The sequence below is a fragment of the Paracoccus albicereus genome, from assembly GCF_024359525.1.
In the GTDB taxonomy this organism is placed as follows: domain Bacteria; phylum Pseudomonadota; class Alphaproteobacteria; order Rhodobacterales; family Rhodobacteraceae; genus Paracoccus; species Paracoccus albicereus.
Genome location: NZ_JAKZEU010000002.1, coordinates 135,330 through 158,598, shown reverse-complemented (window position 1 = coordinate 158,598; position 23,269 = coordinate 135,330). Strand labels below are relative to the sequence as shown.

At 63.7% G+C, this 23,269-nt stretch carries 25 protein-coding genes and 1 riboswitch; of the genes, 5 read left to right on the top strand and 20 right to left on the bottom strand.

Features of this window, described 5'->3' with window-relative positions:
- Positions 1–122 precede the first annotated feature (122 nt).
- The 11 genes from tenA to MLD63_RS04270 form a co-directional block, all read right to left on the bottom strand.
- Complete coding sequence (gene tenA / locus MLD63_RS04320; protein WP_255328659.1) at positions 123–893, bottom strand: thiaminase II; 771 nt, start codon at positions 891–893, stop codon at positions 123–125.
- Positions 890–1,891, bottom strand: a complete 1,002-nt coding sequence (locus tag MLD63_RS04315) for a HesA/MoeB/ThiF family protein (RefSeq protein WP_255328658.1) — start codon at positions 1,889–1,891, stop codon at positions 890–892. The genes tenA and MLD63_RS04315 overlap by 4 nt, the downstream gene beginning before the upstream one ends.
- Positions 1,870–2,466, bottom strand: a complete 597-nt coding sequence (locus MLD63_RS04310; RefSeq protein ID WP_255328657.1) for a thiamine phosphate synthase — start codon at positions 2,464–2,466, stop codon at positions 1,870–1,872. Before MLD63_RS04310 ends, MLD63_RS04315 begins: the two co-directional genes overlap by 22 nt.
- Complete coding sequence (locus MLD63_RS04305) at positions 2,463–3,233, bottom strand: thiazole synthase (RefSeq protein WP_255328656.1); 771 nt, start codon at positions 3,231–3,233, stop codon at positions 2,463–2,465. The genes MLD63_RS04310 and MLD63_RS04305 overlap by 4 nt, the downstream gene beginning before the upstream one ends.
- Position 3,234: 1 nt before the next feature.
- The gene (thiS, locus tag MLD63_RS04300; protein ID WP_255328655.1) at positions 3,235–3,432 is read right to left on the bottom strand and encodes a sulfur carrier protein ThiS; all 198 of its coding nucleotides are present in this window, start codon (positions 3,430–3,432) and stop codon (positions 3,235–3,237) included.
- Positions 3,416–4,393 (bottom strand): FAD-dependent oxidoreductase, encoded by a 978-nt coding sequence (locus MLD63_RS04295; protein WP_255328654.1) that lies wholly within the window; start codon positions 4,391–4,393, stop codon positions 3,416–3,418. Before MLD63_RS04295 ends, thiS begins: the two co-directional genes overlap by 17 nt.
- Positions 4,390–5,193, bottom strand: a complete 804-nt coding sequence (thiD, locus tag MLD63_RS04290) for a bifunctional hydroxymethylpyrimidine kinase/phosphomethylpyrimidine kinase (protein WP_255328653.1) — start codon at positions 5,191–5,193, stop codon at positions 4,390–4,392. The genes MLD63_RS04295 and thiD overlap by 4 nt, the downstream gene beginning before the upstream one ends.
- A gap of 59 nt (positions 5,194–5,252) precedes the next feature.
- A riboswitch (TPP riboswitch) is annotated at positions 5,253–5,351 on the bottom strand.
- 112 nt (positions 5,352–5,463) lie between these two features.
- Positions 5,464–7,167: a Na/Pi cotransporter family protein gene (locus MLD63_RS04285; RefSeq protein ID WP_255328652.1), complete on the bottom strand. Its 1,704-nt coding sequence runs from the start codon at positions 7,165–7,167 to the stop codon at positions 5,464–5,466.
- 159 nt (positions 7,168–7,326) lie between these two features.
- Positions 7,327–7,827, bottom strand: a complete 501-nt coding sequence (locus MLD63_RS04280) for a gluconokinase (protein WP_255328651.1) — start codon at positions 7,825–7,827, stop codon at positions 7,327–7,329.
- A gap of 8 nt (positions 7,828–7,835) precedes the next feature.
- Positions 7,836–8,600, bottom strand: a complete 765-nt coding sequence (locus MLD63_RS04275) for an SDR family oxidoreductase (RefSeq protein ID WP_255328649.1) — start codon at positions 8,598–8,600, stop codon at positions 7,836–7,838.
- A 1-nt stretch (position 8,601) separates the two neighbouring features.
- Positions 8,602–9,801: a mandelate racemase/muconate lactonizing enzyme family protein gene (locus MLD63_RS04270; RefSeq protein WP_255328648.1), complete on the bottom strand. Its 1,200-nt coding sequence runs from the start codon at positions 9,799–9,801 to the stop codon at positions 8,602–8,604.
- A gap of 101 nt (positions 9,802–9,902) precedes the next feature.
- Here MLD63_RS04270 and MLD63_RS04265 point away from each other — a divergent pair, with 101 nt between their 5' ends.
- The 4 genes from MLD63_RS04265 (at position 9,903) to MLD63_RS04250 (ending at position 13,744) form a co-directional block, all read left to right on the top strand.
- The gene (locus tag MLD63_RS04265; RefSeq protein ID WP_255328647.1) at positions 9,903–10,694 is read left to right on the top strand and encodes a GntR family transcriptional regulator; all 792 of its coding nucleotides are present in this window, start codon (positions 9,903–9,905) and stop codon (positions 10,692–10,694) included.
- A gap of 69 nt (positions 10,695–10,763) precedes the next feature.
- Positions 10,764–11,777 (top strand): TRAP transporter substrate-binding protein, encoded by a 1,014-nt coding sequence (locus MLD63_RS04260; RefSeq protein ID WP_255328645.1) that lies wholly within the window; start codon positions 10,764–10,766, stop codon positions 11,775–11,777.
- A gap of 127 nt (positions 11,778–11,904) precedes the next feature.
- On the top strand, positions 11,905–12,420 hold the full coding sequence (locus MLD63_RS04255; protein WP_439957635.1) for a TRAP transporter small permease subunit: 516 nt from the start codon (positions 11,905–11,907) through the stop codon (positions 12,418–12,420).
- Between the two features lie 4 nt (positions 12,421–12,424).
- The gene (locus MLD63_RS04250) at positions 12,425–13,744 is read left to right on the top strand and encodes a TRAP transporter large permease (RefSeq protein WP_255328643.1); all 1,320 of its coding nucleotides are present in this window, start codon (positions 12,425–12,427) and stop codon (positions 13,742–13,744) included.
- 3 nt (positions 13,745–13,747) lie between these two features.
- Here the strand turns inward: MLD63_RS04250 and MLD63_RS04245 are convergent, their stop codons facing one another.
- The 4 genes from MLD63_RS04245 to ectA are packed head-to-tail and all read right to left on the bottom strand — an operon-like array spanning position 13,748 to position 17,470.
- A complete protein-coding gene (locus MLD63_RS04245; RefSeq protein ID WP_255328642.1) occupies positions 13,748–15,163 on the bottom strand; it encodes an aspartate kinase in 1,416 nt (471 codons plus the stop codon).
- Between the two features lie 10 nt (positions 15,164–15,173).
- Positions 15,174–15,569, bottom strand: a complete 396-nt coding sequence (locus MLD63_RS04240; protein WP_255328641.1) for an ectoine synthase — start codon at positions 15,567–15,569, stop codon at positions 15,174–15,176.
- Between the two features lie 10 nt (positions 15,570–15,579).
- Positions 15,580–16,881: a diaminobutyrate--2-oxoglutarate transaminase gene (ectB, locus tag MLD63_RS04235; RefSeq protein ID WP_255328640.1), complete on the bottom strand. Its 1,302-nt coding sequence runs from the start codon at positions 16,879–16,881 to the stop codon at positions 15,580–15,582.
- A gap of 43 nt (positions 16,882–16,924) precedes the next feature.
- Positions 16,925–17,470 (bottom strand): diaminobutyrate acetyltransferase, encoded by a 546-nt coding sequence (ectA, locus tag MLD63_RS04230; protein WP_255328639.1) that lies wholly within the window; start codon positions 17,468–17,470, stop codon positions 16,925–16,927.
- A 211-nt stretch (positions 17,471–17,681) separates the two neighbouring features.
- Between ectA and MLD63_RS04225 the strand changes: the two genes are divergently transcribed.
- Entirely contained in the window at positions 17,682–18,182 is a 501-nt protein-coding gene (locus MLD63_RS04225; RefSeq protein WP_255328638.1) for a MarR family winged helix-turn-helix transcriptional regulator, read from the top strand.
- 9 nt (positions 18,183–18,191) lie between these two features.
- On the opposite strand, the gene phoB is transcribed toward MLD63_RS04225, so the two are convergent.
- From phoB to pstC, 5 genes are read right to left on the bottom strand one after another with little or no spacing between them, the layout of a single operon-like run.
- Complete coding sequence (gene phoB / locus MLD63_RS04220; protein ID WP_255328636.1) at positions 18,192–18,884, bottom strand: phosphate regulon transcriptional regulator PhoB; 693 nt, start codon at positions 18,882–18,884, stop codon at positions 18,192–18,194.
- A gap of 4 nt (positions 18,885–18,888) precedes the next feature.
- Positions 18,889–19,611, bottom strand: coding sequence for a phosphate signaling complex protein PhoU (gene phoU / locus MLD63_RS04215; protein WP_255328635.1), 723 nt, complete (start codon positions 19,609–19,611; stop codon positions 18,889–18,891).
- A gap of 20 nt (positions 19,612–19,631) precedes the next feature.
- On the bottom strand, positions 19,632–20,435 hold the full coding sequence (gene pstB / locus MLD63_RS04210) for a phosphate ABC transporter ATP-binding protein PstB (protein ID WP_304363988.1): 804 nt from the start codon (positions 20,433–20,435) through the stop codon (positions 19,632–19,634).
- Between the two features lie 20 nt (positions 20,436–20,455).
- Complete coding sequence (gene pstA / locus MLD63_RS04205; RefSeq protein ID WP_255328634.1) at positions 20,456–21,805, bottom strand: phosphate ABC transporter permease PstA; 1,350 nt, start codon at positions 21,803–21,805, stop codon at positions 20,456–20,458.
- Entirely contained in the window at positions 21,802–23,256 is a 1,455-nt protein-coding gene (gene pstC / locus MLD63_RS04200) for a phosphate ABC transporter permease subunit PstC (protein ID WP_255328633.1), read from the bottom strand. The genes pstA and pstC overlap by 4 nt, the downstream gene beginning before the upstream one ends.
- Positions 23,257–23,269 lie beyond the last annotated feature (13 nt).

The window sequence follows — 23,269 nt, the reverse complement described above, 5'->3', positions numbered from 1 at the left end:
TGTCGCGAATGATCCGGTCGGGCGCGACTTTATTTCGATTTAACCCGAAATTGTTCGGGGTCGCGTAAAGGCTGGCCCCCTATCATCTCAGCATCAAGAACCGTGACTGCTGACGTAGCGCGTCAGCCTGACAGTCCCATCTCCCAGAAATCGACCTCGAGCCGTGTGGCGGTTTCGAAGCGATTGCAGAGACGGCGCCAGCGAGGGCTTTCCTGGGGTTCGGACCCCAGACGGTAGGCCACCGCCGAATCGATCAGCGACCCGACCGCGCGGCACGTATCCTGATATCCGGACGCTGCGTAGGTAGCGATCCAGTCCGCATAGCCGGTCTCATTGCCACGAGACGCAAGCCGCGCGCCGATCTCGCCATAGCCCAGCACGCAGGGCGTCAACGCCGCGATCAGGTCCAGGAAATCGCCGGAATGTCCGGCGTCTAGAACGTAGCGCGTATAGGCGATGTTCTGCGGCGCCTCGCGCGTCGAGAACAGCTCGGCTTCGGGGATGCCTTCCGCGGCGCAGATCGCGACATGCAGATGAAGCTCTTTATCCAGCAGGGCGTGGACCGTCTTGGCGCAGGCGCGCATCTCGTCCAGCGTCTCTGCCTTAGTCACGGCCAACGCCCAAGCGCGAGAGAACTGGACGAGGAAAAGATAATCCTGCACGAGATAGCGCATGAACGCCTTGCGCGGCAGCGTCCCGTCGCCCAGTCCCTCGACAAACGGATGCCGTGTGTAGTCATGCCATGACGCGCCGGCAGCGGCACGCCACAGCGGGAAGGTGACGCCGTAGTCCGGGCCACCCTTTGAAAGGGTCCGGGCTGCCTCGTTTTCCGCTTGAGCGTTCGAAAGCAGGTCCTTTCGCTCCGCGGTGGCGGCGATACCGTTGGTGTTCATCCAGATTCTCCGGTTGCGTCGCCAAGGGCGACAAGGGCGATCTCTCCGTCCCATGCGTTGGCGAGGCGCTCGGCCGCCGCCCAAGACCGCTGGCCGGAACGGCAGCACAGAACAGCCCGCTGACCTGGGGCGGGTGTTGGTCCGTCCGGACCAAGATCGGTCACGGACAGGCGACGCGCAGACGGACGCACCAACGGCCCCTCGATCGCTGCCCGCAGATCGACGAGGAAATCCGCCTCCGAAATCTCTGACGCGACGATGAAATGGTGTGGGCGTTCGGGTTCGGCCACGCCGTCGAAGCGGAAACCGCCGAAGCGGAAATCGGCCCCGTCGAAGGTGAGCAACCGCCCCAGCGGCGATGGAGAAAACCCGGCGAGAAACGCGAGTGCCAACTGGGCCTGCAGGGCGCCCACGATCCCCACGACCGGTCCCAAGACGCCGTCCTGTGCGCAGGACCCCAAACGATGCGGAAGATCCGGAAAGACCGCCCGCAGGCTTGGCGCCCCGCCGCAGAATGCACCGGTGTAGCCCTGTTGCCCGATCACCGACGCGCTGACGAGAGGGGTTGAAGTCGCAAGGCACAGGTCGGACAGGATATAGCTCGCCGCGAAACTGTCTGCGCAGTCCAGGACCAGATCGGCGTTCTGGCACAGTGCTTCAGCATTGGCCGGATCAAGCGCAGCAACGACCGGCTCGACACGGACGCACGAATTGAGCGCGGTCATCGCCTCTGCGGCGGCTTGCGCCTTGGGGCGACCGATATCGGCGTCGCGAAACAATGTCTGCCGATGAAGGTTCGTGACCTCGACCCTGTCGGGATCGATCAGGGTGATGCGCCCGACACCTGCGCCACCCAGATATTGAAGAACCGGCGAGGCGAGACCACCCGCGCCGACGATCACCACTCGAGCATCGGTCAAGCGCGCCTGACCCTCTGGCCCAAGCTCGGGAACGGCGATCTGGCGGGCATAGCGGTTCATCGCGTCGCCTGCAGCCATTGGTCGATGCGTCCTTCGGGATCGTCGTTCAGGGTGATGTCGGTGACGGCGGAGACGATGTCGGCGCCTGCCCGAAACGCGCCCTTCGCCCGTTCGGGCGTCATCCCGCCAATCGCGACAAGGGGCAGATCGCCGATCAGCCGCTTCCACTCAGCAACCCGGTCGAGACCCTGTTGCCTCCATTTCATTCGCTTCAGGATCGTCGGATAGACCGGCCCCAGCGCGACGTAATCGGGCGACAGACCAAGCGCGCGGTCGAGTTCGGCGTGATCGTGGGTGCTGATGCCGAGCCTGATGCCGGCGCGTTTGATCGCGGCAAGGTCGGCGTCATCAAGATCCTCCTGCCCCAGATGAAGCCAGTCGCAGCCCGTGTCGATGGCGATCTGCCAATGATCGTTCACGACCAGCACGGCATTGTGCGACCGACACATGGTTTGCGCCTGCGCGACGACCGGCCGTAACATTGTGTCGGGAACACCCTTGATCCGCAGCTGCACCAGCTTGACGCCCAAAGGCAGGGTGCGCTGCAGCCAGTCGAGACGGTCGAAGATGGGATAGAAGCGGTCGAGCGTCATTCCAGAAAGGCCCGTCCGATGACCGGCGTCGACGGCGCGGCCATGTCGCGCGGCTCCATCGGGTCGGCCTGCCAGGCAAGCCGCCCGGCCTGGACCGCATGGGCGAAGCCCTCGGCCATCGCGGCAGGATCGCCGGCCTTTGCGACAGCGGTGTTCAGAAGCACCGCGTCAAAGCCCATTTCCATCGCCATCGCCGCGTGGCTCGGCAGACCCAGGCCCGCATCGACCACCATCGGCACGTCCGAAAACTGCGCCCTCAACGTGCGCAATCCGTAGATGTTCGTCAGCCCCAATCCGGTGCCGATCGGCGCGCCCCAGGGCATTAGAACCTCACACCCCGCGTCCAGCAGACGGTCAGCCAGCACCACGTCTTCCGTCGTGTAGGGAAACACCCGGAAGCCTTCGCCCGTCAGGATCCGCGCCGCCTCGACCAGACCGAACGGGTCGGGCTGCAACGTGTCGGCGTGACCGATGACTTCCAGCTTGATCCACGCTGTGTCGAACAGTTCGCGCGCCATCTGCGCTGTCGTCACGGCTTCCTTCACCGAATGACAGCCGGCGGTGTTGGGCAGAAGCGTTACACCCAATTCCCGCACGAGGCTCCAGAACGCGGCACCAGCCCGTTCCGCGCCTGCTTCGCGCCGGACCGAGACGGTGGCGATCCCGGCACCCGAGCGTTGGAACGCGTCGGCCAGCACGGCGGGCGACGGATATTGCGCGGTGCCCAGCATCAGGCGCGACGTGATTTCGGTTCCGTAAAGCCGCATCTCATCCTCCCTGTTGTGGGGCGACGACCTCGATCCGGTCGCCGGGCGAAAGGACCGCGTCGGCACGCGCGGCGCTCGGCACGAAACGCTCGTTCAGCGCCGTCGCGACTTTCGCGTCGGCATAGCCGAGTTCGTCCAAAGCGGCCGCGAGCGTTTCGGCCTTCACATCGGTCGGGGCGCCGTTAAGCGTGATCTTCATGCAGCAACTCCGGTTTGGTGCCGTCGAACGCCGTTTCGACCGCCATGCGCGCCAAGGCAGGGGCGAGCAGAAAGCCGTGTCGGAACAGTCCGTTGACGTGGATGGTGTAGCCCCTGCGCGTAATGCGGGGCAGGTTGTCGGGAAAGGCAGGGCGCGCATCTGCGCCGATCTCGACCAGTTCGGCCTCGCCGAAGCTAGGATGCAGCGCGTAGGCCGCCGAGAGCAGTTCCATGACCGAACGGACACTGCGCCGTCGATCGTCGCTTTCGATCTGGGTCGCCCCCAACATGAACAGACCGTCGGTACGGGGCACGACATAAAGCGGAAAGCGCGGGTGAAGCAGTCGCACGGGGCGGGTCAGGCGAAGATCGGTGCTGCGCAGGACGACCATCTCGCCCTTCACGCCGCGCAGGTCCGTCAGCGCGTCCCGCGCAGACAGTCCACGACAATCGAAGGTCAGACCGTCGGCTTGGCTAGGCTCGGCCACGAAATCGACGCCAGCCTGTTCCAACCGGTCGCGCAGATGCTTCAGCGCCGCACGCGGATCAAGATGCGCCTCAGCGGGAACATGCAGCGCGCGCTCGAAGCGACCGGCCAAATCCGGCTCCAGCGCCGTAAGACCGTCTGTGTCCAGCCAAAAATGACCTTGCGTCCGGCGTGCAAAGCGGTCGAGTTCCTTTCGGTCGCGGCCCAGGGTCACGACGATCGTCCCTTGGCGAGTTACCGCGACGCCCTGCCCTTCCCACCAATCCGCAGCGGTCTGGCCAAGTCGCACGACCAGCTCGTCGGCCGTGTCGCCCTCGCAAAAAGGCGCGAGCATTCCGCCCGCCCACCAGGAACAGGCATGCGGTCCCGGCTGCGTCGCGGTGTCAGATACGGTCACCGCGCAGCCGCGTGCGACCAACTCTGCCGCAACGCACAATCCTGCGACGCCAGCGCCAAGGACGCGTGCGGTCTTCATGTCCAGACCGCGTGAAAATGGTGAACAGGGCCGTGCCCGCCGCCGATCCCGAGGTTGTCGGCCCAGCGGATCGCGCCGTGCAACCAGTGCTGCGCGTTCCGTACAGCCGTCTCGAGGTCGGCACCCTTCGCCAGTTCGGCCGCGATCGCGGATGACAGGCTGCACCCCGTGCCGTGGGTGTTATGGGTGTCGATACGGGTCTGTTCCAACTCGACAACACCCGAGGCCGTCACCAGCCGATCGGTACAGGTCGGGCCTTCGGCGTGACCGCCCTTCATCACCACCGCCCCCGCCCCGAGGTCCAGAAGCGCCCGTCCCTGCGCTACCATCTCATCCGCCGTCCTGGCTTGGTCGCAATCCAGCAAACGCGCAGCTTCGGGCAGGTTAGGAGTTAAAACATGGGCGCGGGGCAGAAGCGTCTGGATCAGTGCGCGCTCGGCCTCTTTCGCCAGAAGCACATCGCCCGATTTCGCGACCATCACCGGATCGAGGACGACGGGTCCGGCGTAATCCGCGATTGCCGAGGCGACGGCATCGACGATCTCGGCGGATGCGAGCATGCCGATCTTGATTGCGCGCGGGACAATATCGTCCAGCACGGCCGCGATCTGCGCCGAGACGGTTTGGACCGTGACAGCTTCGATACCAAAGACGCCGCGCGTGTTCTGCGCGGTGATTGCCGTGATCGCGCTGGTGCCATAGACGCCCAGCGCGGAAAACGTCTTCAGATCGGCCTGAATCCCCGCGCCCCCGCCACTGTCGGAGCCTGCTATCGTCAAGGCGGTCGGGTGTAACGTCATCGCTTCCTCCACCCGGCAAGGGACAGGAGGAAGACAAAGCACCGGCTACCAGCCAAGGGGCTTCATCGTGCTCCGTTCCCTACGCCGGCATTGCCCGGATCAGGTTCGATGGGTCAGCTTTCGCCTCTCAGCCCTTGCGGGCACCCCAACGGATTCGCCTGACCCTAACGGTCAGCCCGCAGACATACAACCTGCACGGTGTGTGACGGGTGAACGGGCAATCGGGGACAGGATTGGCGTGAAGCTTCAGGCGCTCGCAGCGAAGTCGCCCTACGACGCTGCCTGATCCTGACTTAGCCTGCTGTCCAGCAACTCGCCGCTACGGGCGAGAAGCGGATAGGCGACGGTCACCAGAAGCGAGTTCATTTCCTTGAAGCCTCGCGCGATCTCCAGATGCATGCCGCTGGTCTCGATGCTTTCGGGGGTCCCGTCCTGAAGCCGCTTGAGATGCAGATCCTGGGTGCGCCGCGCCATATCGCGCATCCTTTGCTTTTCGCGCACAAGCTGGCGCGCGGATGGATGGTCCTGCGACACCAGCACGTTCAGCGACAGGTGGATGTTGTCCATCAGCTTCTGATGCAGTTCGGTCAACTCGGCCCAGCCGGCGGGCGAAAACTGCCATTCGGTCCGGACCTTCTTGTCCGCAAGCGCAAGAAGGTGCTTGGCCACGATGTCGCCGGCATGTTCAAGGTTGATGGCGAAGTCGGTCAGTTCGATGCTTCGCCGCGCTTCATCCTCGCTCAACTGGCCGCGATTAACCTGCGCGAGATACAGCTTGATGCGGGTATGGATGCGGTTCACCTCGGCGTCGATCTTTCGGGTTCGTGCGATCGCATCGCGATCGCCATCCTCCATCAGGCTCATGACCGGGCGGGCCATCGCCTCGATCAGTTCGCCCATGCGCAGCAGTTCTCGCGTGGCGCTTGCAAGCGCAAGGCGCGGCGTGTCGATCACCGATGGATCCAACGCGCTTGGGGTGCGCCACGGCTCGGCATCGGCGCTCGGATCATCGGAACCGGGGTGCATCCGCCCCGTCAGGCGTGCGACGGCGCCGACGAATGGCAGCCCGATCGCGACCAGACCCAGATTGAAGGCAAGGTGGAAGTTCACGACGGCCGTGGCGGACGTGCTGCCAAGGGTTTCGATTCCCGCGTCGGTCGCCTCGAAAACCGCCAGAGCCGCGATTGCGGCGCCGGATCGGAACAGCAGGTTTCCCGTGGTGATGCGCTGCGCATCCGTCGCCATGCCGCGCGTCAACCAGAACGCGATCATTCCACCGCCCAGATTGCAGCCCAGGATCATCGGGATCGCGGCATCGAGCGTCAGCAGGCCATGCGTGGCAAAGGCGGCCAGCATCAGGACGAAGGCGACACCCGAATGGATGAGCCACGTGAACAGTGCACCGATCAGGAAAGCCGTCAGATAATCTTCGGCCAGGTAATCCGAGACATTTGCAGGAAGAGCGCTCTCCCTGAGAGGTCCGGTCGCACTGCCGATCAAGGTCAGTGACAGCAGGATCAGACCGATGCCAAGGACCATCCGTCCTATCTCTTGCAGCAGCGGGCTCGACACTTTCAGGTGAAGAAGGCCACCCACGAACAAGAAAGCCGGGACAAGCCAGCCCAGATCGATGCTGAGGATCCGCGCCACCAGCGCAGAGCCAAGATCGGCACCCAGCATCAGTGCCAGTCCGGTCGGGACTGACAAGAAGCCGCTTGTCGCAAAGCCGCAGGCGAGTATCGCCACCGCCGTCGAGCTTTGCAGCATCGTCGCCAGCGTCACGCCACCCAGCGCGGCCCGCAGATCGCTGGTCTTGGCGGCGCGCAGCATCGCGCGCAACTGGCCGCCCCACGCGCTTTCGACTCCCATGCGGACGATCTGAACCGCGTAGAGAAGCAGCATCACCGCCCCGGCCAGATGCAGAAGAATCAGCGACAGATGCACGAAACGGTCTCCCAACAGGCAGCGAAGCATCCTGCGAGACACGACGCCCCTTCGTCAACGTGATGCTGCCAAGTCGAAACAACGGTGCGCGGTGTCGTCGCGTCTTATCAATGCCGACGGCCGCCGATTGTTCGTCAACTGCCGTCAAAAAGGCGACGGTGCGTCTTCGACCGCAGACCGCAGGCGTCTTCAGCCGGTCTCATCCAGCGCCTTGCGGATCGCGGCGACCATCCGCTCGGTCGTCTGGTCGATCGAGACGATGATGCTGTGCTCATCGTCCGCCGGCCGCTCCAACGTATCGAGCTGGCTTTGCAGCAGCGAAGGCGGCATGTAGTGACCCTTCCGCGCCTGCATGCGGTGTGCAAGCAGCGCAGGATCACCGTCAAGCAGCACGAACAGTAGATCGTCCATGTCGGCGCCCTTGCGCAACCGATCGCGATAGCGCCGACGCAGGGCGGAACAGCCAAGGATCAGACCGTCGGGCTTGTCCCGCAGGGCGGCGCCGCATCGATCCAGCCACGGCATCCGATCCTGATCGTCAAGCGGAAGGCCGTCGCGCATCTTCGTCACGTTGGCCTGCGTGTGCAGCGTATCCCCGTCGAGATAGGGCAGACCTGTCGCCTGCGACAGGGCCTCGCCCACGGTGGACTTGCCCGATCCCGACACACCCATCAGGACAAGGTGCCGCACCGCCATTTTCACAGCACCGAGATCATGCCGCCATCGACGAAGATCAGCTGTCCGCTGACGTAATCCGACGCCGCCGACGCCAGATAGATTGCGGTTCCGACAAGCTCGTCAGGGCGGCCCCAGCGGCCGGCAGGTGTGCGGCCCTTCACCCAAGCGTCGAAATCGGGATTCGAGGTCAGCGCTTCGTTCATCTCTGTCAGCATGTAGCCGGGACCAATCGCGTTGGCTTGGATCCCATGCGCTGTCCATTCAGCGGCCATGCTTTTCGTCAGCAGCCGGATGCCTCCCTTGGCGACGGTGTACGGGGCGACGGTTGCGCGCGCCAATTCGCTGGTCAGCGAGCCGATGTTGACGATCTTGCCACGGCCGCGCGGGATCATCCGCTTCGCCGCCTCGCGCCCCAGCAGAAAGGCGCTGGTCAGGTTGGTGTCGATGACCCGCTGCCAGTCGGCCAGCGAAAGTTCGACCATCGGCTGACGATGCTGGATGCCGGCGTTGTTGACCAGGATGTCAATGTCGATGCCGTCGGCATCCAGTGTGGCGAACGCATCCATCACCGCGGTCTCGCTGGTAACGTCGAAACACGCGGCCCGCGCATCATATCCAGCGTCGCGCAACTCAGCCGCTGCGGCCTCGGTCGCTGCGTCGCCACGACCATTGACCACCAGCGTAGCCCCTGCCCCGCCCAGGCCTTCGGCAATGGCGCGACCCAGACCACGGGTCGAGCCGGTCACCAGAGCGGTGCGTCCGGTCAGATCGAACAGGTTCGTCATGTCAGATCTCCGTCCTGCGCAGTGTCAGGTCGCTGCGCTCATAGACTGCAGGCAGCAGGTCGGTCCCCAGGCCCGGCCCTTCCATCGGCAGCGCGTGGCCATCGCGGATCACCGGAAGTTTCGTCACGAGTTCCTTGTACCAGCCGGTATAGAATGACCGCACCGATTCCTGAATCAGCGTATTGGGCTGGCTGAACGAGGCGTGGATCGCCGCGACGAACGCGACAGGGCCCGTGCAATCGTGCGGTGCAAAAGGTTTGTGCACGGTATCGGCCAGCGCCGCGATCTTGCGGCCTTCGGTCAGGCCGCCGGTCCAGCACAGATCCACCATCGCGATTGCGGTCGCGCCGCGGTCCAGCATATCCTTGTAGGGAAAGCGCGAGCCCAGCGTTTCGCTCGCGCAGACCGGGACGTGTGTCGATTGCGCGAATTCCTGCAGCGCCTGCGGCGAGTTCATGCGGATCGGGTCCTCGAACCAATATGGGTCGTAGGGCTCCAGCGCGCGGGCGATCTTCATCGCCGTGGGCAGGTTCCACAGCGAATGCATCTCGACCATGATGTCCATCTTGTCGCCGACGCGCTTGCGGATCTTCTCGAACGGCTCCAGCGCCTTGCGCATCTCGGCCGCAGTGATCGACATGCCGCGGTTTTCCTGCGCGGCCGGGTCAAACGGCCAGATCTTCATCGCGGTGATGCCGCTTTCCAGCAGGCTTTCGGCCAAGGCGCCCGCATCGGTCATGAAGGCGTTGAGGTCTTCGTAAGGGCCCTCGGCGCTGCCGATGTTCCAGGTATCGACCGGACGAATGTTGTGGCTGCGGACATAGCCGTAGCCTGCGCAGGTGTTGTAGACGCGCAGCCGGTCGCAATTCAGCCCGCCCAGCAGATTGTGGACCGGCTGCCCGGTCAGCTTGCCGAACAGATCCCACAGCGCGATGTCGACGGCGGAAGCGGCCCGGTATTCGACCCCGGTCGAGCTTTGCGCCATCGGCAGATCGACCATCGCCCGGTTCAGCGCCTCGATCCGCGTCGGGTCCTTTCCAAGCAGTCGGATCGCCAGCGTGTTGTGGATATGCGCCTCGACCGCCTCGGCGCCGTAGAACGTCTCGCCAAGCCCGACCAGGCCCTCATCGGTGTGCAGCCTGACCCAGAGGACGTTCGAGAACTCCTCGGTGCGCAGCGTCTCGATCGCGGTAATCTTCACCCTCGGTCCTCTTTCGAATCACGTTGACGGATTTGATATGGTGTGAAATATCACGAAACATCATTAGGAGCGTTCATTTGGGTCTGCAAGACGAAAGATCGGTGGCGACGGAGGATGCGCTGGAGCGCGCATCCACAGACATTGCCCAGGTCATTCCGCACGGCGATCTGACCACCACGGCCTATGAACGGATCGAAGAGCTTTTCGTCGCCACCAGGATTCAGCCCGGCGCGACGCTGCGAACACAGGATCTTCAGGCACTGACCGGACTTGGTCGGACGCCGGTCCACCAGGCGGTGCGCAGGCTGGCCGCGGAAACATTATTGGACGTTCAGCCGCGCAATGGATTGCGCGTCTCGCCCGTCGATCTGGCCCGCGAACGGCGGCTGGCCGGTCTGCGACTGTCGATGGACCGGTTCGTTGTCGACGCGGTGATTTCGGGGATGGAAGGCAACGAACGTGCCCGTCTTCACCATCTCATGCGCCGGCTTGAGGACGAGCGGAACGGCATCACGCTTGATCGCTTCAACGTTCTGGACAAAGCCTTCGACCGCTTGATGATCGAGGCTTCGCGCGAGCGATTTCTGGACCGTAGCCTGCGTCCGCTGAAAGCGCTCGGGCGGCGCGCGGGCTTTCTCGATATCACCCATATCAGCGGCCCGAAGGGTCTGGACGAGACGGTCGGCGATCACCTTGCCATCATGCATGCCGTTCTGGACGGCGACGTTGCGCGTGCCCGCGCCGCCTCTGACCGCGTGGTCCAGTCCGGGCTGGAAATGCTGGACCGGCTTGAACGCAACATCGATCCGGCGTTGCTGGACGTGAGTTTCGGCCTCGGCGACGAGGCAGGAAGAAAGGGCCAGCCGGCCCGCACCCCGCGCGGCGGCCCGTAAACCCGCCGATCGCCACGGGCCAACGTGCCCGATCACCATCAAAGACATGAACTTCAGGGAGGACAACAGATGAAACTGATCCATGCGGCCACGATGGCCCTGCTTCTGACCACCGGCGCTGTCAGCGCACAGGAATACAGCTTCAAGTTCCAATCGTCGGACCCGGCGGGCAACCCCAACTTCGAGTTCCAGAAGGGCTGGACGGAACTGGTCGCCGAACGGTCCAACGGCGCGATCGAGATCGAATTGCTGCCCACCGGCTCGGTCGTCGAATACAACGAGACGCTGGACGCGGTAGCGGCCGGCATCCTCGACGGGCAGATCTGCGACAGTTCGTACTGGGCAGGCAAGGACCCGGCATTCGGCCTGATCTCGAACCCGGTCGGTGCCTGGTCGGCCCCGGAACAGATGATCGACTTCGTCGAGAATGGCGGCGGCAAGGAGCTGATGCAGGAGCTGCTGGGCAGCTACGGGCTGCATTTCATCGGCGTGTCGACCCCGGGCCTGGAAGCCTTCGTGTCGCGCGTGCCGCTGGACGGCGTCGATGACCTGCAGGGCGTCAAGGTCCGCACGCCCGAAGGTCCGATCGCCAACGTCTTCGCGGCAGCCGGCGCCTCGCCCGTGAACCTGCCCTCGGCCGAGGTCTATACCTCGCTCGACAAGGGCGTGGTCGACGCGGCCGACTATTCGGTGTTTTCGGTCAACCAGCAGCAGGGCATGAACGACATTGCGCCGCACCCGGTCTATCCGGGCTTCCACTCGCTGCCGCTTGTGGAAGTGTCGATGAACCAGGCGAAATGGGACGCGCTGCCCGACGACATGAAGACACTGCTGGAGGAGACGGTGAAGGAATTCCAGCAGACGCAGCTGCAGGGCAACCGCGAGGCGGACGAGGCTGCGGTCGAGGAAGCGAAGGCCGGCGGCAAGATCACGGTCCACGACTGGTCGGACGAAGAGCGTGCCAAGTTCCGCGCCCTGGGTCAGGCCGAATGGGAAAAGATCGCCTCGGAATCGCCGATGGCTCAGAAAGTCTATGACCAGCTGACGGCTTATCTGAACGAAAAAGGCCTGCTGGCACAGTAACGACAGAGCCGGCCGTCCCGCCGTCGCGGGGCGGCCGCACCGTTTGAAGGGGGGAGCCATGAGCGAAAACCGCGAACAGATCGACCTCGCCGCGACAAGCGAAGGCTTGCGCGAAGAGCCGGGTGCCATGGTCATCCCGCCCGAAGCCGGGCTGATGGGTCGGCTGGTGGACCGCGTCGCCTACATCTTTGCGGCAGGGATCGTCATCTCGGCGGCCGTCCTGCTGATGGAGGTGTTCCTACGCTACATCTTCAACCGACCAACGATCTGGGCGCACGAGACGACCGTCTTCCTTTGCGGCCTCGCCTTCACCTTTGGCGGCCTCTACTGCACCGCCCGCAACAGCCATATTCGCGTCGTGCTGATCTATGACTGGCTGTCGCCTCCGGTCCGACGGATCTTCGACATCCTGATCTCGATCATCTGCGCCATCGCCTCGGGCTTTTTCGCCTACGCGGCCTGGCACATGGTCACGCGTGCGGTCTGGACGCCTGCAGGAGATATCCGCCTGGAAACGACCGGCAGCGCGTGGAACCCGCCTACCCCTGCCCTGACCAAGCTATTCATCTTCGTCGTCATGATCCTGCTGGTCGCGCAGTTTCTGATTTTCGCCGTCAACTACGCCCGCCGGGCACGGAGCTGAGCCTATGTGGGATCTGAGTTTCAATCTTCAGGCTCTGGGTATCGAGGCTGGCACGCTGGTCATGTTCGCGATGCTGGTCGGCCTGCTTCTCACCGGGATGCCGCTGGCATTCGTCACGCTGCTGGTCGCGCTGATCTTCGCGCTTGGCTGGTTCGGGCCGATGGCGATCCCGCTGATCACCAGCCGCGTCTATTCCTTCGTGATGAACTTCGTCTTCGTTTCGGTGCCGATGTTCGTGCTGATGGCGGCGATCCTCGACCGCTCCGGCATCGCGCGCGACCTCTTCGACGCGATGAAACTCTTCGCCGGCCGCGTGCGCGGCAGCGTCGCGATCCAGACCGTGTTCGTGTCGGTGATCCTGGCCGCAATGTCGGGAATCATCGGTGGCGAGATCGTGCTTCTGGGCTTGCTCGCGCTGCCGCAGATGCTGCGGCTTGGCTACGACCGCAGTCTCGCCATCGGCGTTGTGTGCGCCGGCGGCTCGCTCGGCACCATGATCCCGCCGTCGATCGTGCTGATCATCTACGGCCTGACCGCAAACGTCTCGATCGGGGCGCTGTTCACCGCGTCGTTCCTGCCGGGCTTCATGCTCGCGATGTTCTACTGCGCCTATATCCTGGCCCGCGCCTACCTGACGCCGGGCGCCGTTCCGGATGTCGATCCGACCCCGGTTCCGCGTGAGGAAAAGCTGAGGCTGCTCAAAGGCCTCGCCCTGCCGATGCTGGTCGTGGTGATGGTGCTCGGCTCGATCTACGGTGGCATCGCATCCGTGACTGAGGCGTCCGCGATCGGCGTCGGCGGCGTGATCCTGTCGACCATCCTGCGCGGAGAGTTCAGCTACTCACTGCTGCGCGGTGCCGCGATGCAGACGCTTGCGACGGTCGGCATGATCGTCTGGATCGGCATCGGCGCGACGGCCATCGTTGGCGTCTACAACCTGATGGGCGGGGTCGATTTCGTATCGGAACTGATCACCGGCATCTCGGACAACCCGACCGTGATCGTTCTGGTGATGATGGCGATCCTGTTCTTCTTGGGCGCCTTCCTCGACTGGGTCGGAATCGCGCTGCTGACCATGCCCATCTTCGTGCCGATCATCACCGATCTGGGGATGGACCCGGTCTGGTTCGGGGTGCTCTTCTGCATGAACATGCAGGTCAGCTTCCTGTCCCCGCCCTTTGGCCCGGCGGCGTTCTACCTCAAGTCGGTCGCGCCGCCGGACATCTCGCTGGGTGTGATCTTCCGCTCGCTACTGCCGTTCATCTGCCTGCAGATCCTCGCGGTCGCCCTGCTGATCATGTTCCCGGGGATTACGGGTCGCTGAAGCTTAGGCAGCCTCAGCGACGCCGTTCCGGTCCTTGGCAATCAGCGCTTCGTGCAGCGCCCGGATCGCGTCCTTCAGCGCGTCGCGATCAAGGATGAACTGCACATCCACGTCACGCGGTCCTTGCGACGCGCCCAGTGCGTAGAGCCCGGCGTCGGCAAGCGCGCGCAGACCATCGGTCAGGACGGACAGCCCGCCCAGATCGCGGCCGATCGCCGACACCATCGCCAGCGGACGCGCGGACACTTCCGCATTGGGATAAAGCCGCGCCAAATCGCGCTCCACCCCGCCCATACGCTTGAGCGACGCATCCAGATAATGCGTGATCGTGTTGGCGTTCGAGACCTTGGAGACGATGCGCACGCCATGGCTGGTCAGCACTTCGAGGATGGCGCTGTCGTAGCCCTTCACGCCCACCATGTCCTGCTCGAACACCTCCAGCGCCACGATATCGAGGCCGGTCACCATCTCCACCGCCGGCTTTTCGGCCGGGCGATCGTCGATCAGCGTGCCGGGATCGTCAGGCTGGAATGCATTCGTCACACGCAGCGGCACGTCGGCTTGCCGCAGGGTCTTCGCCGCACTCGGATGGATCGCTTCCATCCCCATGTTCGACATCTGATCGGCCACATCGTAGTTCGTATGACCGAGCTTGCGGGCGACATCGTGTCCAACAAGGTTCGGGTCCGCAGAGGACAGGTGAAATTCCTTGTGAATGACAGCCTCGGACGCGCCCGTCAGGGCCGCCAACCGCGAGAACGTCACCTCAGAATAACCGCGATCGAATTCCTTCATCAGGCCTTCGCGGCACTGCGCGTACCCTGTGACGATCGGAATTTCCTGCGACGGGTCGATCCCCTCCATCGCGGCGTTGATCCTTTCGTCCAATGAAACCTCTCCGTCGTCGCGCCAGCCGGACAGGTCGACAAAGGTCGCCTTCGCCCCAGCACGGTTCAGCATCAGCGTCGCGACGAATGCGGAATGCGCTTCGCCCAAGCCCGACAGCATCTCGCGCACCTGCAGCATGTGCTGGGACAGGCTGAAATGACTGTAGGCGCAAAGGCTCATCAGGTCGGTCAGGCAATCGCGCATGCCCTGCATCCGCTCTGCCACGAACTCGTCTGCGCGGGCGATGTCGTCCTTGCTCGACAGAACCGACCGGTGAGCTTCGACCATCGCGTCGGCAGCCGTTTCAAGGCTTTCGCGCCACGCTTCGTCGCCATCCGCGAAGGCCGCGAAAACACCGCGCTTGCCCGACTTCTTGTGTTCCAACAGCAGGTTGGTAATGCCGCCAAAGGCCGAAACGACGAAAATACGGCCGTAGGGGCTTTGGCGCTCGCCGCCCAAAAACAGCGTGTCGCGCAGTTCGTCCAAGCGGGACATCGACGTCCCGCCGATCTTTTCAACGGTATGGGTCATATGCAGCTCGTCAGTCGGCGAGTTCTTCTGCCGGCGCGTAGGAGCCATCCTCGCGATGCACCTCATTGCCGGTCACGGGCGGGTTGAAGCAGCATGCCATGTGCAGCTCTTCCTCGGCGCGCAGCACGTGCTTGTCGTGCAGGTTCAGCGCGTACATCACGCCCGGCTTGATCTCATGCGTCTCGCCGGTGGCCAGATCGGTGATCGAGCCTTTGCCCTTCATGCAGTAGACGCTCTCGAAATGGTGCTTGTAGTGGAACGTGTGCTCCGAGCCGGCTTCCAGAACCGTGATGTGGAACGAGAAGCCCATTCCGTCGTCGGCCAGCAGCATCCGGGTCGATGTCCAGCGCGCGTCGGCAACATGGCGGTCGGTGCCCTTCAGGGCGTTGAAATCGCGTACAATCATCGTCGTCTCCTTATTCTGCGGCAATCGACGTGGACTTGCGCTCGGCCAAGGCCTCGCGAGTCGCGTCGCGCAGGATGCCGAAGCCCTCGCGGATCAGTTCTTCCGGCGTCGTCAAAGCACCCAGGAATTTGACAACCTCGTCCTCGGCACCCGATGTCTCGATGATCAGGCCCTTGTCGTAGGCGCGGGCGCAGATTTCGCTGGCGAGTTCGCCCGAGCCGACATCGATGCCCTGCATCATGCCCCGGCCCTTCAGCTTGGCGCCATCGATCATCCCGGCGATCTGCTGGAAGTTCTCGGTCAAGAGCTCGGCCTTGTCTTGGACGGATTTGGCGAAGCTGTCGTCCGACCAGAACTTCTCGATCGCGACACGCGCCGTGACGAAGGCGTGGGTGTTGCCACGGAACGTCCCGTTGTGTTCGGCCGGCTTCCAGACGTCCAGTTCGGGGCGGATAAGCAGCGCAGCGAAGGGCAAGCCGTAACCCGAAAGCGACTTCGCTTGCGTCACCATGTCGGGCTTGATGCCGGCGGCTTCCCACGAGAAGAAGCTGCCCGAACGGCCGCAACCTGCCTGGATGTCGTCGATGATGAGCAGCGCGTCATGTTTGCGCGCGATCCTCTCGATGCCGCGCATCCACTCATTCGATGCGGCGTTCAGACCGCCCTCGCCCTGGATCGGCTCGAAAATGAAGGCTGCGGGTGCGTCGATTCCGGATGACGGGTTGTCCAACATCGCCTCGATGAACTGAAGCGTGTCGACGTCGTCACCCATCGCGCCCTCGAACGGCATATGGGTCACATCGGCCAGCGAGCCGCCGCCCGCACCGCCGCGCTTGCCGGCATTACCGGTCAACGCCAGCGCGCCCATCGTCATGCCATGGAAGGCATTGGTGAACGCAATGACATTACGACGCTCGGTCACCTTGCGGGCCAGCTTGATCGCTGCTTCGACCGCATTGGTGCCGGTCGGGCCGGTCATCATCACCTTGTAGTCAAGACCACGCGGCTTGAGGATCTTGTCCTCGTAGGCTTTCAGAAAAGCCTCTTTCGCATCTGTGTGGAAATCAAGCGCGTGGGCGATGCCGTCGGCACTGATATGGTCGATCAGGGCAGCTTTCATGTCCGGATCGTTGTGACCGTAATTCAGCGATGAACAACCAGCCAGGAAGTCGATGTAGCGGCCGCCATCTTGCGTGAAGATTTCCGAGCCACGCGCGGTGGTGAAGGTCGCGGGAAAAGCGCGGCAGTAGGAGCGTGCGTCACTTTCGCGGCGTTCGTAGATATTCGTTTCAGGTTCCATGTTGCTGGTCATGGGGCCTCCTTGAATTCGAGTGTAGTCGGGGTCAGCGGTTGGTTCAGGCGGCGCTTCTCGCGGCCTCGTCATCCAACTGGATCGTCACCATGTGTTCGGTGTCGTGCGCCCCGTCGAAATGTTCGTCTTTCTCGAAATGCGGCTCATCCGTCAGTTCGCCGCCGATGTCGCGGGCAAGGCTGCGGAAAAGCGCCCACGATGCATCATTGTCTTTCGTGATCGTCGTCTTCAGTGCCTTGGCGCCTTCTGTCTCGTCGCGATCCAGAAGATCGCGAAGCATGCGTTTGCCTAGGCCCAGGCCGCGGGCCTTTTCGCTGACAGCCACCTGCCAGACGAAGAAGCTCTCCTCGTTCGGGATCATGTGGCCCGAGACCCAGCCCACGATCTTATCGCCCCGTTCGGCGACGACACAGGTGTCGCTGAAATGGTCAGCCTGAATCAGGTTGGCGTACATCGAGTTCTCATCCAGCGGCGAGCATGCGCGGATCAGCTCCCAGATCGCGGCGCCGTCGCTGGCGTCGGGCTTGCGAAAGCGGACTTCTTCCGTTTTCCGCATCAGAGCTTCTTCGTTCATGACGTCCTTGGGCATGGGTCTCGCCTCCGTTTAGTTTGGTAAGCTAAGTAAACTATGCAGGTGCAGAAATCAACCCGCTCGCAGCACGATCCTGCGTGTATAGCGCTTCAAATCTGCATCGGGTTCCCAAAGAGTTCGATTTTTTCGCGAGTCGGCTTGACGAAACTCGTGTCAACCCCAAAGTACTTCTTCACCGACCTGAAACGAGATCCCCGTGCGCCCAGCCATGACCGACATCCCTCGCGATCGCACAGACCAGAGCCTGATCGCGCTGCGGCGCATCCTGCGCGCGACCGAACTGTACTCTCGCGAACTGGCGCAATCGGTCGGCCTGACACCCGCACAGCTTAGGGTTTTGCAGATCCTCGCCGCCCATGACGGGCATGACACGCCGACCGATCTGGCCCATCAGATGGGCGTGTCGCAGGCGACCGTGACCGCGCTTGTCGACAAGCTGGTGACGCGTGGAATGGTCAGTCGGGTGCCGTCGCACACGGACCGGCGCCAGACTCATGTCACGCTGACAAAGGCGGGTGAGGCCGCCGGAAAAGAGGCGCCGGACGCATTGCAGCAGCGCTATGTGCGGGAGTTCGAGAAGCTGGAGGACTGGCAGCAGGCGCTGATCCTCGCGGCGCTTGAGCGGGTCGCGGCAATCTTCGATTCGGGACGGCACGACGCCGCACCTGTGTTGACCGGTGGTGAGATCCGCGCAGCCCGGCACGAATAGCGGCCGGATCTACCCCAGCGCGTAGCCCGTCCCTCGAACGGTGCGCACCGGATTGTCGCCGCCATGGGTCATCAACGCCTTGCGCAACCGACCGACATGGACGTCGATCGTGCGCGTATCGACATAAATGTCGCGCCCCCAGACCCGATCCAGCAATTGTTCGCGGGTCCAGACCCGGCCCGGTTTTTCCATCAGCGTGGACAGCAGCCGGAATTCCGTTGGCCCCAGATGCAGCGCCTTGCCGCCCCGGAACACGCGATGCTCACCCGCATCGAGGATGATATCGGAATAGCTGAGCCGTTCACCCATCGTCGCGGGCCGCGTCCGCCGCAGCTGCGTGCGCAGACGTGCCATCAGCTCGACCACCGAATAGGGTTTGACGACGTAATCGTCCGCGCCGGTTTCCAGACCGCGAACGCGATCGACCTCATCCCCGCGCGCCGACAGCATGATGATCGGGATCGGCCGTGTGTCGGGATCGGCCTTGATTTGGCGACACACCTCGATGCCGCTGACATTCGGCAACATCCAGTCCAGCACGACCAGATCGGGACGCTCTTCCTGCACCAGGAGCAGCGCTTCATCCCCGTTTTCGGCCAGCTTCACCTCGAACCCCTCGGCTTCGAGGTTGTATTTCAGGACCTCGCGCTGCGCGCTTTCATCCTCGACGACCAGCACGCAGGGGGCATGGGTTTCCGCCATCGGCTCAGCCCTGATCGACGGGCTGCGGGCGGGCGGTGCTGTCGCCCTTGGGGCGCGCTTCCTCGGGCATCACGCCTGTCGCCAGGTAGATCACCTGTTCGGCGATCGTCGTTGCGTGGTCACCCATCCGCTCGATGTTCTTGGCAATGAAATGCAGGTGCATGCAGGCGGTGATGTTGCGCGGGTCCTCCATCATGTGGGTCAGGAACTCGCGGAACAGCGCGTTGTACATCTGATCCACCTCGACGTCGCGCTGACGGACATCCTCGGCCAACGTCGCGTCGCGCTGGATGTAGCTGTCCAACGCGTCCTGCAGCATGCGCTCGACCGCGACCGACATCCGCCGCAAGGACGAGCCCGACCCGCTGATCGGCGGCAATTGCGCCAAAACGCCCGTGCGCTTGGCAATGTTCTTGGCAAAGTCCCCTACCCGTTCCAACGAGGCCGCGATCTTGATCACCGACAAGACGACCCGAAGATCCGTCGCCGTTGGCGCGCGCAAGGCGATCAGCCGCGCGGCTTCTTCGTTCGTGCGGGCTTCCAGCTCGTCGATGGCGCGATCCCGGCGGCGAACTTCCTGCGCCAGATCCTCGTCGCGGTTCTCCAGTGCGGTAGCGGCATCGATGATGGCCTGTTCGACCATTCCGCCCATCTTGACGACCAGCGCCTGCACCGTTTCCAGATCGCGGTCGAAGGCTGAAGAGATATGTTTGCTGTCGCGGTTCATTGTCTCATGTCCTCCCAGGATCAGCCGATGCGGCCCGAAATGTAGGATTCCGTTCGCGGGTCCTGCGGTCTCGTGAAGATGTCGTCGGTGTCGCCGTATTCGACCAGATTGCCCAGATGGAAGAAGGCGGTCTTCTGGCTGACCCGGGCGGCCTGCTGCATCGAGTGGGTGACGATCACGACCGAATAGTCCTGCCGCAACTGGTCGATCAACTCTTCGACCTGGCTGGTCGCGATCGGATCGAGTGCCGAACAGGGTTCGTCCATCAGCAGGACCTCGGGGGCCGTGGCGACGGCACGGGCGATGCACAGCCGCTGCTGCTGGCCGCCCGACAGGCCGGTGCCCGGTTCAGACAGACGGTCCTTGACCTCGTCCCACAGGGCTGCGCCGCGCAACGCCTGCTCGACGATGCCGTCGAGTTCCGCACGGTTGCGCGACAGGCCGTGGATGCGGGGACCATAGGCCACGTTGTCATAGATCGATTTCGGGAACGGGTTCGGCTTCTGGAACACCATGCCCACGCGGGCGCGCAGCGGCACCGGGTCCACGCGGCGGTCATAGATATCCTCGCCGTCCAGCAGGATCTGACCCTCGACCCGCGCGACCGGGATCGTGTCGTTCATCCGGTTGATGCAGCGCAGGAACGTGGACTTGCCGCAGCCCGAGGGGCCGATGAAGGCGGTCACGGTCTTGTCGAGAATATCGACATCGACATCCTTGATCGCCTGCTTGTCGCCGTAGAAGACCTGCACGTTGCGGGCCTGAACCTTGATGTCGTCGGCCATGGTCTGCATCGTTCTTTCCGTCAGATGTGCGCTGTCCATTGTCGTCATCCTTCGCCCTATTACCAGCGGCGTTCAAATTTGCGGCGCAGCCAGATCGCCAGCAGGTTCATGCAGAGCAGGAAGACCAGAAGCACGATGATCGCCCCCGAGGCCCGCTCGAAAAAAGCCGGATCGGCGCGTTGCGTCCAGTTGTAGACCTGCACTGGAAGGGCCGAGGCGGGATCGAAGAACCCTTCGGGCGGCGCGGCCGGATAGGTCGACACGAAGGCCACCATCCCAATCAGCAACAGCGGGGCAGTCTCTCCCAGCGCTTGCGCCAATCCGATGATCGTGCCGGTCAGGATGCCCGGCATCGCCAGAGGCAGGACATGGTGAAAGACCGATTGCATGCGCGAGGCGCCGACGCCAAGCGCCGCGTCGCGGATCGAAGGCGGCACCGCCTTCAGCGCCGCGCGGGTCGAGATGATGATCGTCGGAAGCGTCATCAGCGTCAGCACCAGGCCGCCCACGATGGGCGCGGACCGCGGAAGACCTGCGAAATTGATGAAGGCGGCAAGCCCAAGGATGCCGAAGACGATCGACGGTACCGCGGCGAGGTTCGAGATATTCACCTCGATCAGGTCGGTGAACCTGTTCTTGGGCGCGAACTCTTCCAGGTAGATCGAGGCCGCAACCCCGATCGGCAGCGCAAGCACCAGCACGATCAGCATCATGTAAAGTGAGCCAAGGATCGCGACGCCGATCCCGGCCGCCTCGGCGCGGTTGTCCGACGCGTCGGGCTTGGTCAGAAAGCCGGTGTTGAACCTCGTGACCAGCGCGCCGCGATCCTTCATCGCATTGGCCAGCGCGATCTGGGCGGGCGATGTCTTGGCGTCGCGCGCCGCGGATTCTTCCGTCACCCTGGCCTTGAACATCCCGTCCACGCGCGAAGATGTCAGCGCGGTCATGTCCACCGTGGTGCCTACAAGCTCGGGGTCCGCAAGGATCTGCGAGCGCAACGTTGCCTGCGCCTCACCCGAGAAGAAGCCCTTGATGTCGGACGCTTCCAGCCCTTCGATCTCGATCCCTTCCGCTTCGATCCACTGGGTCAAGGCATCGTCCAGGATGCGGCCGTAGCTCATCGAATAGACCTTGGCCATCTCGGCCGGGTCGCGGTTCCCCTCGGGGTCCACGATCTCGGCCTGCAGGGTCACGGGGATCGAGGCGTAGGTCTGCTGGAAGGCCGAATGGCCATCGCGGATGATCGTGAACAGCAGGAAGCAAAGCGCGAGAACCGCGGTCACGATGGCGGCGACGCCATAGGCGCGGAACCGTGCCTCGGCCGCATTACGCTTCTTCGTGCGCGCATCGGGCGTCAGCAGGGATCGGCTGCCCGCCTGACGGGCAATGGGTCCGGTGGCATCGGTCATTCGTACTGCTCCCGGTATTTGCGCACGATGTAGAGCGCGAGGACGTTGAGGGCGAGCGTGATCACGAACAGCGTCAGGCCAAGCGCGAAGGCGACCAGCGTCTCGGGGCTGGCAAAGTCGTTATCGCCGGTCAGCTGGCCCACGATCTTGACGGTGATCGTGGTCATCGCCTCGAACGGATTGCCGCTGATCTGCGCCATCGCACCGGCGCCGAGAACGACGATCATCGTCTCGCCGATGGCGCGGCTGGCGGCCAGAAGGATCGCCCCGACGATACCGGGCAGCGCCGCGGGCAGGACCACCTTGCTGATGGTTTCGGAATGGGTTGAGCCAAGGCCCAGGCTGCCGTCACGCAGGCTTTGCGGCACCGCGTTGATGATGTCATCCGACAGCGAACTGACGAACGGGATGAGCATGATCCCCATGACCAGCCCTGCGGTCATCACGGACGAGCCGCTGTTGCCCAGACCCATGGGCTGCGCGATCCAGTCGCGCAGCAGCGGACCTACTGTGACCAGCGCGAAAAGACCGTAGACGATGGTCGGAATGCCCGCGAGGATCTCGATCACGGGCTTGGCCAGCGACCGCACCCGACGGGACGCGTATTCCGACATGTAGATCGCCGCGAACAGCCCGATCGGGACTGCGACCAGCAGCGCGATGAAAGAGATGTAGAGCGTGCCCCACAGGAGCGGCAGCATCCCGAGTTCGGAGCCGCCGCCGAAGCTGGGGGTCCACTCGGTGCCGAAGAAGAAGGCCTGCCAGGGGTAGAGCTGGAAGAAGTTGATCGTCTCGAAAACCAGCGACAGGATGATGCCGACCGTCGTCGCGATCGCGATGCAGGAACAACCGATCAGAACGCCACGGATCACCTGCTCGACCACGTTGCGGGCGCGGAAGTCGGGCGAGGTCCGCCACAAGGCGAAGCCGGCCCACAGAAGCGCCAGCGCGATAACGACAATGCCCAGCCAGGTCGATGCGGTCTCGACCATCCTGCGATGAGCCTTGGCGGCGCCAAGGATTTCTGGTGTGGTCAGGATGGGCAGTTCCGCTGCTTTCAGACGATCCATCACCTCGGCGTCGTCAGGCTGCAGGTTGGCGGCCTCGACATCGGTGATGACATCCTCACTCACCGCCCGGTTCAGCGTGCCCGCGACGTCGCGCACTTGCCCCAGCACGATTCCGCGGGTTTCGCCCTCGGCGATGGCGCTGTCGGGGATATAGCTGCTGACGGTTCGCTCGATCAGCAGAGGCTGCGCGAAAAGCCACAGCATCAGCAGCAGCAGCGCAGGGACCAGCGCGAACAGCGCGACGTTCCAGCCGTAATAGGTCGTGCGCGAATGCAGGCGGCGATGATCGCCGCCGGACAGCGCATCGACGCGCCGTGCCCCGAGGACATAGCCCGCGGCAGCGATGGCGAAGACGATCAGAAGGATCCAGAGGACGGGCATGGCAGTGTCGGTC

Bases quoted from the DNA above. Each gene is read 5' to 3' on its own strand.
- tenA (WP_255328659.1), bottom strand. From the start codon at position 893: ATGAACACCAACGGTATCGCCGCCACCGCGGAGCGAAAGGACCTGCTT.
- MLD63_RS04315 (WP_255328658.1), bottom strand. From the start codon at position 1,891: ATGGCTGCAGGCGACGCGATGAACCGCTATGCCCGCCAGATCGCCGTT.
- MLD63_RS04310 (WP_255328657.1), bottom strand. From the start codon at position 2,466: ATGACGCTCGACCGCTTCTATCCCATCTTCGACCGTCTCGACTGGCTG.
- MLD63_RS04305 (WP_255328656.1), bottom strand. From the start codon at position 3,233: ATGCGGCTTTACGGAACCGAAATCACGTCGCGCCTGATGCTGGGCACC.
- thiS (WP_255328655.1), bottom strand. From the start codon at position 3,432: ATGAAGATCACGCTTAACGGCGCCCCGACCGATGTGAAGGCCGAAACG.
- MLD63_RS04295 (WP_255328654.1), bottom strand. From the start codon at position 4,393: ATGAAGACCGCACGCGTCCTTGGCGCTGGCGTCGCAGGATTGTGCGTT.
- thiD (WP_255328653.1), bottom strand. From the start codon at position 5,193: ATGACGTTACACCCGACCGCCTTGACGATAGCAGGCTCCGACAGTGGC.
- MLD63_RS04285 (WP_255328652.1), bottom strand. From the start codon at position 7,167: ATGCTTCGCTGCCTGTTGGGAGACCGTTTCGTGCATCTGTCGCTGATT.
- MLD63_RS04275 (WP_255328649.1), bottom strand. From the start codon at position 8,600: ATGACGAACCTGTTCGATCTGACCGGACGCACCGCTCTGGTGACCGGC.
- MLD63_RS04260 (WP_255328645.1), top strand. From the start codon at position 10,764: ATGAAACTGATCCATGCGGCCACGATGGCCCTGCTTCTGACCACCGGC.
- MLD63_RS04255 (WP_439957635.1), top strand. From the start codon at position 11,905: ATGGTCATCCCGCCCGAAGCCGGGCTGATGGGTCGGCTGGTGGACCGC.
- MLD63_RS04250 (WP_255328643.1), top strand. From the start codon at position 12,425: ATGTGGGATCTGAGTTTCAATCTTCAGGCTCTGGGTATCGAGGCTGGC.
- MLD63_RS04245 (WP_255328642.1), bottom strand. From the start codon at position 15,163: ATGACCCATACCGTTGAAAAGATCGGCGGGACGTCGATGTCCCGCTTG.
- MLD63_RS04240 (WP_255328641.1), bottom strand. From the start codon at position 15,569: ATGATTGTACGCGATTTCAACGCCCTGAAGGGCACCGACCGCCATGTT.
- ectB (WP_255328640.1), bottom strand. From the start codon at position 16,881: ATGACCAGCAACATGGAACCTGAAACGAATATCTACGAACGCCGCGAA.
- ectA (WP_255328639.1), bottom strand. From the start codon at position 17,470: ATGCCCAAGGACGTCATGAACGAAGAAGCTCTGATGCGGAAAACGGAA.
- MLD63_RS04225 (WP_255328638.1), top strand. From the start codon at position 17,682: ATGACCGACATCCCTCGCGATCGCACAGACCAGAGCCTGATCGCGCTG.
- phoB (WP_255328636.1), bottom strand. From the start codon at position 18,884: ATGGCGGAAACCCATGCCCCCTGCGTGCTGGTCGTCGAGGATGAAAGC.
- phoU (WP_255328635.1), bottom strand. From the start codon at position 19,611: ATGAACCGCGACAGCAAACATATCTCTTCAGCCTTCGACCGCGATCTG.
- pstB (WP_304363988.1), bottom strand. From the start codon at position 20,435: ATGGACAGCGCACATCTGACGGAAAGAACGATGCAGACCATGGCCGAC.
- pstA (WP_255328634.1), bottom strand. From the start codon at position 21,805: ATGACCGATGCCACCGGACCCATTGCCCGTCAGGCGGGCAGCCGATCC.
- pstC (WP_255328633.1), bottom strand. From the start codon at position 23,256: ATGCCCGTCCTCTGGATCCTTCTGATCGTCTTCGCCATCGCTGCCGCG.